This window comes from Mesorhizobium sp. M2C.T.Ca.TU.002.02.1.1, assembly GCF_003997225.1.
Genome location: NZ_RZTO01001205.1, coordinates 1 through 1284 on the forward strand (window position 1 = coordinate 1; position 1284 = coordinate 1284).

Below are 1284 nucleotides of genomic sequence, written 5' to 3' on the forward strand. Positions count from 1 at the left end.
GGCCTTCATGTCGTCGGTGCTCTACCCGGCGGTGCTGCGGCTCTATTACGCTCACCGCTACACCGCCGATGGCGAAGGCCTGCGGCCGGTGAAGCAGGCGGCGGTCGCCGAGATGGATCGCGGCTTTGCCATTCTCGACCGGGCTCTGGCCGGCCGCGATTGGTTGGCCGGCGAGACGCTGTCACTCGCCGACATCTACCTCGTGATGCTTGTGGCCTGGCATCCCGAAGTCGAGAAAGCGCGGGCCGCCTGGCCGAACATCGAGCGCCTGTGGGCGAGGCTGCGCGAGAATGAGCTGATGCAAAAGCTGAACGCATCGCATGAGATGTGGGCTTAGAGTGCGCCGCGGTTGGGCTCGGCAATGGCCGGCGGCACGCCTTGGAGATTGGGCGGAACGCCCATCACGTCGTCATCCACGGGCGGAGCAAGGAGCGAAGCGACGCGCGCGGGCCCGAGGGTCCATGCCGTGACTTCGACGCGCCGCTACGGTCCAGAATTCTGCTCCGCCGCACTCTTCGATCAAGGTCACGGAATGGATTCCAGGGTCTCCGCGACGCTGCTTCGCGGCTGCTTCGCCCAGGAATAACGAAGTTGGGAGGCTTCCGCCAATCTCCAACGTTTGCGCCGATCCTGCAGAAAGGATGATGAAGTTTGCCCGCCGAGTAACGGACAACCCCTTCTCTAAGTCCTTACAAGCTTCGCCTTCTCGCCCTGCAGGAAACGCCGCAGCGCCGGGTCGCGCTCGAGGCCGATCGCCCGGTCGTAGGATTCGATCGCCTGCCTGATGTTGCCGAGCCTTGCCAACAGCCCGGCGCGGGCGGCCCAATAGGGCTGGTAGTCCTGCAGCCTTTTGTCCTCGCCCAGCACGTAAAGCGCCGCCAGTCCGGCCGGGGCGCCCTCGGTTTCGGCGATCGCCACCGCGCGGTTGATCGCCACCACCGGCGATCCGGCCACGGCCTGCAGCGCGTCGTAAAGCTGGCGGATCGCCGCCCAGTCGGTGCCGTTGCCGCGCCGGCGCGCCGTATGCGCGGATTGCACGGCAGCTTCCAGCTGGTAGCGGCCGATGATGCCCTTTTGCGCGGCGCGCACCAGCAAGGCTTCCGCCTCGTCGATCAGCCTGTCGTCCCAGAGCGCGACATCCTGCTCGGCCAAGGGCACGAAATCGCCTTCCGGGCCGCGCCTTGCCGAGCGGCGTGCTTCCGCGAACAGCATCAGCGCCAGCAGTCCGAGCGTCTCCGGCTCGTCCGGCATCAGCGAGGCGGCCAGCCGTCCGAGCCAGATGCC

Annotated in this window: 2 protein-coding genes; one reads left to right on the plus strand and one right to left on the minus strand. The window is 67.0% G+C overall.

The annotated features are described in order from the left end of the window. A partial coding sequence (locus EOD07_RS34765) for a glutathione binding-like protein (protein ID WP_206519656.1) occupies nucleotides 1–337 on the plus strand: 337 nt, incomplete at its 5' end. Nucleotides 338–681: 344 nt separating this feature from the next. Here EOD07_RS34765 and EOD07_RS34770 read toward each other — a convergent pair. Continuing rightward, on the minus strand, nucleotides 682–1284 hold a 603-nt coding region (locus EOD07_RS34770), incomplete at its 5' end, for a DUF6596 domain-containing protein (protein ID WP_348627800.1).